Source organism: Halobacillus sp. BBL2006, assembly GCF_000786645.1.
Classification (GTDB): domain Bacteria; phylum Bacillota; class Bacilli; order Bacillales; family Halobacillaceae; genus Halobacillus.
In genome coordinates this window covers 1-5,900 of sequence record NZ_JRNX01000160.1, presented here as the reverse complement: position 1 = coordinate 5,900, position 5,900 = coordinate 1, and the positions used below count along the sequence as shown (strand labels likewise).

At 42.3% G+C, this 5,900-nt stretch carries 2 protein-coding genes and 1 pseudogene; all 3 read right to left on the bottom strand.

The genetic code is table 11. From position 1 onward, the window contains the following. Positions 1–2,475, bottom strand: a 2,475-nt coding sequence (locus tag LD39_RS05790) for a 2-oxoglutarate dehydrogenase E1 component (protein WP_035543881.1), incomplete at its 3' end; no start/stop codon positions are given. A 200-nt stretch (positions 2,476–2,675) separates the two neighbouring features. Continuing rightward, a complete protein-coding gene (locus LD39_RS05785) occupies positions 2,676–4,778 on the bottom strand; it encodes an RNA degradosome polyphosphate kinase (RefSeq protein WP_035543879.1) in 2,103 nt (700 codons plus the stop codon). A 187-nt stretch (positions 4,779–4,965) separates the two neighbouring features. Continuing rightward, positions 4,966–5,900: pseudogene (locus LD39_RS05780) on the bottom strand (exopolyphosphatase); the annotation flags it as partial.

The window sequence follows — 5,900 nt, the reverse complement described above, 5'->3', positions numbered from 1 at the left end:
TTTCTTTGCTTTTTCATCTTGCTTGGTTAAACCAGGCTGCCTCATAATCGGCTGGAACTTACCTTCGCTAAAATGAGTGCCTTCAACAGCTACACGCTGATTTCTTAGCAAACTCTTAGGACTCATAAGGACAAGCGGACGCGCTTCTTCACGGCCGCTAATGGCTGCTTGTCGGCGCAGCAAGTGGAAATACTGAGCCGAAGATGTAACGTTAGCAACAGTCCAGTTATTTTCAGCTCCCATTTGTAAGAAACGTTCCAATCGAGCACTGGAGTGTTCAGGGCCCTGGCCTTCGTACCCGTGTGGGAGTAAGAAAACCATGTTAGATTTTTCTCCCCACTTCGCACGACCTGCTGAGATGAACTGGTCAAAAATTACTTGCCCCGCATTGGCAAAATCACCAAACTGTGCTTCCCACAGCACGAGCGCTTCTGGCGCTTGAACACTGTAACCATATTCAAACCCGATGACTCCAGCCTCAGATAGAGGGCTGTTATGAATGTCAAAGGAGGCATTTGCCTGTTCTAATCCGTGTAGTGGACAATACGTTTCACCTGTCTCTACATCATGGAGAACCATGTGACGATGAGCGAATGTACCCCGCTCCGTATCTTGACCGGTAATACGAATTGGTCTGCCCTCTTCAAGAATGGATGCAAAAGCCAATGCTTCGGCTGTTGCCCAATCCACTTTTTCACCATCATCAAGCATCTTGCTGCGACGCTGGAGGATTTTTTCAAGCTTCTTAAAGCCATTAAATCCTTCCGGACGTTTGAGAAGACCTTCATTTAATCCGCGTAAACGCTCAATATCAACCGCTGTTTCAATTTCATCAAGCGGCTGCTCTACTCCACTTGGACGATCTTTAACATCTGGAGCTGTCGCTTCGTGCTCATCCATATTGTTGTAAATGTCACGTAACTCCTGATCCACTTGTTCCTTCATATCAGCAAGGGTTCCTTCTCCAACAACGGATTCCTCTTGCAAAGTCTTTTCGTACACAGCAGCCACTGTAGGGTGCTCATCGATTTCGCTATAAAGTCTTGGCTGAGTGGAACGAGGTTCGTCTATTTCATTGTGACCAAAACGACGATACCCGACTAGATCGATCAAGAAGTCTTTATGGAATTTCTGACGATACTCGTAGGACAAGGCCATTGCTGATAGACACGCTACAGGATCATCTGCATTGACGTGTACGACTGGAATTTCAAACCCTTTCGCCAAGTCACTCGCATAACGAGTGGAGCGTCCATGTTTGCGGTTAGTCGTAAATCCTACTAAGTTATTCGCAATGATATGAACCGTTCCGCCGGTTCGGTAACCGGGCAGGTCACTCATGTTTAAGGTTTCTGCTACGACACCTTCACCGATGAATGCAGCATCCCCGTGAATAAGAAGCCCAAACGCTTCATCTTTGTCCATCTGAGCATAACCAGGTTCTGTACGGTCATCCTGAGCCGCTCTAGTAAAACCTTCGACCACTGGGTTGACGTATTCCAAGTGAGATGGATTGTGGCTGAGTGTGACTCGAGTAGCCGACTGCTGTCCATTTTCAATCTCACGTCTTGCGCCGAAGTGGTATTTAACGTCTCCAGTCCATCCATAGTTGATTCCCGTCGATCCTTCTGATGGAATCAATTCCTTGTCAGGAGAAAGGTGGAATTCAGAGAAAATACGTTCATAAGGTTTTCCGAGAATGTGTGCGAGCACATTCAAACGTCCCCTGTGAGCCATTCCCATCATGATATTTTTAATCTTGTCACCGGAAGCCAGTTGGATAATGTGATCCAGCATCGGCACCATGACATCAAGCCCCTCAATGGAGAAACGTTTCTGAGCGACAAATGTCTTACCCAGGAAGTTCTCGAATCCCTCCACCGCAGCTAAGCGTCGTAATAGCTGTTTCTTTTCTTCATTGCTTAGAGATACATGGAATGACCCTGTATCCACTTTCTCTTGTAACCAATTTCTTTCATCCTCATTATTGACATGTCCAAACTCAAACGAAATGGTACCTGCGTACCTTTCTTTTAAAGTTTTAACCACTTGAAGAGCATTTTGAAGCTTCAATGGGGAATCAGGCCAAACCCATTCTGCAGGCATCTCTTCTAAATCCTTTTCTTTTAATCCGTATGTTTCTAACTCAAGTAAATTTGTCGTAGGACGATCATAACTCCCTACGGCATAAATATTCGCCTGTAAATGGCCATGACGACGAATAGCCTCAACAAGTTTGATTGCTGAGGTCACTTTCGAAATGTCTCTGTTTGAAGGCGCAGCAGCGCCATTGGCTTTTACAGACGTATGTTCCGCCATCCAGTCAGGCGCACCGTGCTCATCGAACATTTCCTTCAACGAAGGATCGACAGCACTCGGATTGTTTGTATACTGTTCATATTGTTCTTCAATATACCCCATGTTGGGGCCATGGAAATTTTCCCAGAATCTTTCATTGGAGCCTTGATTAGACACGTGTAATACCCCCAAGTAGTAGTTGGCTATTGTTTCCTCGAAAACGTTTCCAAGTCCACATACTATTATAGAATTGAAACGCTTGCGTATTCAACATTTTTCGCTTATTTTTTCACTTTGTAACAAACTTATTATAACAATAAAGGCGCACCAGTTGGTACGCCTTTTTCACTTTTTATCGTTAAAGTGCTATAAATTTGTTACTCTTCGTCCTCGAGCACACGATAAGCCATGTCAAAAAGCTTCATCTGACTATTGATTTTCTCAACTCCTTTTGGAGCTTCGATATAACGATAGGTCCCGTCATTATGCTGTTCACGAGCTTTCACATTGTCGCTCAGCATTATGGATAGAATTTTTTGCAAACGACTTTTGACTCCCGGTTCATAAATCGGGAATAAAAGTTCAACTCGCTTGACCATGTTTCTTGTCATCATATCCGCGGATGATAAAAATACACGATCATCCCCATTATGGTGGAAATAATAAATCCGGCTATGTTCCAAAAACCGACCTACGATACTGATCACGCGGATATTGTCACTGATCCCTTTAATACCAGGGCGTAAACAGCAAATCCCCCGAACAATCAGATCGACTTGTACTCCTGCTTGAGAGGCTTCATACAGTTTCATGATCAAATTTTTGTCCGTCAAAGAATTCATCTTTGCGATAATGCGTCCATTTCCGTGCTGCTTCTGGAAACGGATTTCATTATTAATGTACCGGATGAAATCATTTCTAATATCAAATGGAGCCATTGATAAATGATGATACCTCGGTTTTTCGGTAAAGCCGCTTAAGTAATTGAAAAAGTCAGTTGCATCGATACCGAATTTCCGTTTCGACGTTATTATGCCCATATCTGTATAAAGTGATGCCGTCTGATCATTGTAATTCCCTGTTCCCAGATGAACGAAACGCTCAATTTTATCTCGTTCTTTCCGGACGACTAAGGTGATCTTGCTGTGCGTCTTCAAATAGGTCATCCCATAAATAACATGGCAGCCTGCTTTTTCTAATTCTTTGGCCCATTGAACGTTGTTCTCTTCATCAAACCGAGCTTTCAACTCTACAAGAACAGTCACCTGTTTGCCATTCTCTGCTGCCCTTTTCAACGCATCGATGATTGGCGAATCACCGCTCACACGATAGAGGGTCTGTTTGATGGCAAGAACATGGGGATCGTCTACAGCATCGGATACAAAATCCACGACCGGCTCGAAGGATTCATAAGGATGGTGAAGAAAAATGTCCCGGTGAGAAGCCGCTTCAAAAATATTGTCCTCTCCTTCAAGGTCCCTTGGAGGCTGCGGCATCAATGTCTCATAGACTAGATGGTCCTTCACATCAGAAAAAGTCTTCTGAAACTTGAATAAAAAGGTGAGATCTAATGGACCATTCGTAATATAGAGATCATCTTTATGAATTTCAAGCACTCCAAGCAGGAAACGAATGACTTTATCATCATACTTACCATTTCGAACCTCTAATCTTACCGCCGCTCCCCACTTGCGTTTCTTTAACTCTTTTTCAATTTCTTTCAATAAATCACGGGCGCCTTCTTCATGAATGGTCATATCTGCGTTACGGGTAATTCTAAACTCTGTAATCGAATGAACCTGATAGCCTTTAAAGAGCTTATGGATAAAATGACTGATGATGTCTTCAAGCAGGACGTATTGGTATTTGGTCTCGTGCTCAACCTGCACAAAACGGTTCAATACTCCTGGAACTTGGACGATTGCCGTTTTTTTCACGTTATCGTTAGGATCAAGTGCATCCTGGATGACGACGGCCAAGTTAATGGATTTATTCAACAGCATCGGGAAAGGACGATAAGCATCCACAGCCATCGGGGTAAGCACAGGAAAGATGTTTTCATTGAAATATTCTTCCAAATGGTCAATTTCTTCCTTCGTTAAATCTTCAATCGATAAGATAGATATGTCTTCTTTTTCTAATTCAGGCTTCATTGCCTGATAAGATTCATACTGTCTTCTTACAATCTCATGGTTAATTTCAGCAATTTTTGCAAGTTGCTGTTTAGGCGTCAATCCAGCTTTGTTTTCAGGTTTGTTGAACCCTGCTTTCACCTGATCTTTTAAACCGGCAACCCTAACCATAAAGAACTCATCAAGATTTGATGAGCAGATCGCTAGAAATTTCAACCGTTCAAGCAAAGGGTTGTCCATATCAGATGCTTCTTCTAATACGCGTTCGTTAAAAGCAAGCCAGCTCAGTTCACGATTGTTATAAAATAATGGATTGTCGAGTTCTTTCGTTTTTTCTTCCGTTGACATTACACACACCCTTTACACTGTAGTCTTATCTCAACCATAGTCCCTATTTATAAGTCGAATATGAATGAGGTATTAAGAGTTCGTAAATTTTCGATAAAAATCGACTAATTCCAACAAATTCTCTGAGGGGTCCGAGTCAAGTGGTGATTATGGAATGAATTATGGAAAAAGCAAGAAGTTTTAAAACCTACTTCTTGCTTTCCACAAAAGATAACTCGATATTTCGTTTCAAGGACTTTTCTAGATGCTTTTTCTGCTTTTCAGATTGATACTCTTCCGGCATCCATTCATCTTTGCAATATAACGTGATATGAATGTCTCCATCATGGGTGGCGACATTTAATTCTTGTACAATTTGACGTCTCGTACTATCAAGGCTGTAACAAAATTTCAGTAATGCTCCGAGAAGCCTAAGTTTTTTACGTTCTTCTTTTAAAAACCAGCTCTTGTAAGGATGAAGGAATTGCTTGAAGACCGTTTTATTCTTAAATGAGGCCAGTAATGCCATACGCAGCCGTTCCATATGCATCAAGCCGTCAATCGTGCGATTTGCTAAAAGGTAGAACGTATGCTGAGAGCTTGCTTCACTATCAATATAATCCCCCATATTGAAGACATAACTCGCGCGTTTCACTTCTTTCCAATCTTTTTTACGTAACGATCCCAGCCCTTTTTCATGAAGCTGGTGAAATAGATCATGAGCTAAATGTTGGACGTGGTGGATTTGTTTGATACTGAGATCATAATCGGTCACCAATTCCTGAATACTTTCTTCGAGAACATTTGGAAATACAGATGTCCCCATATCTCGTGTCAATTGTTCGTAAAACACTCCATCCCTCAGACCTTTACGACTTAAAATGAATCCTGTTGACTGGATGGAATCGTAGAGCGAATGAAAGACTTCGGTAGCCGGTAAAATAATATCTGCACGATCCTTCGATAATCCTTCCACTTTCTGCAGCTTTTTCATCGGCAGCGTAAACAAGTAATTTTTTATAAAGGATAAATCACTATCTTTCATTTTGTACTGATGCAACCCTGCCAATGGATACTCTTTCAAGTTTTGGTCGATTTGAACTAAATTACGCGCACCTCCGCCGATCCCGATAAGCGGAACAT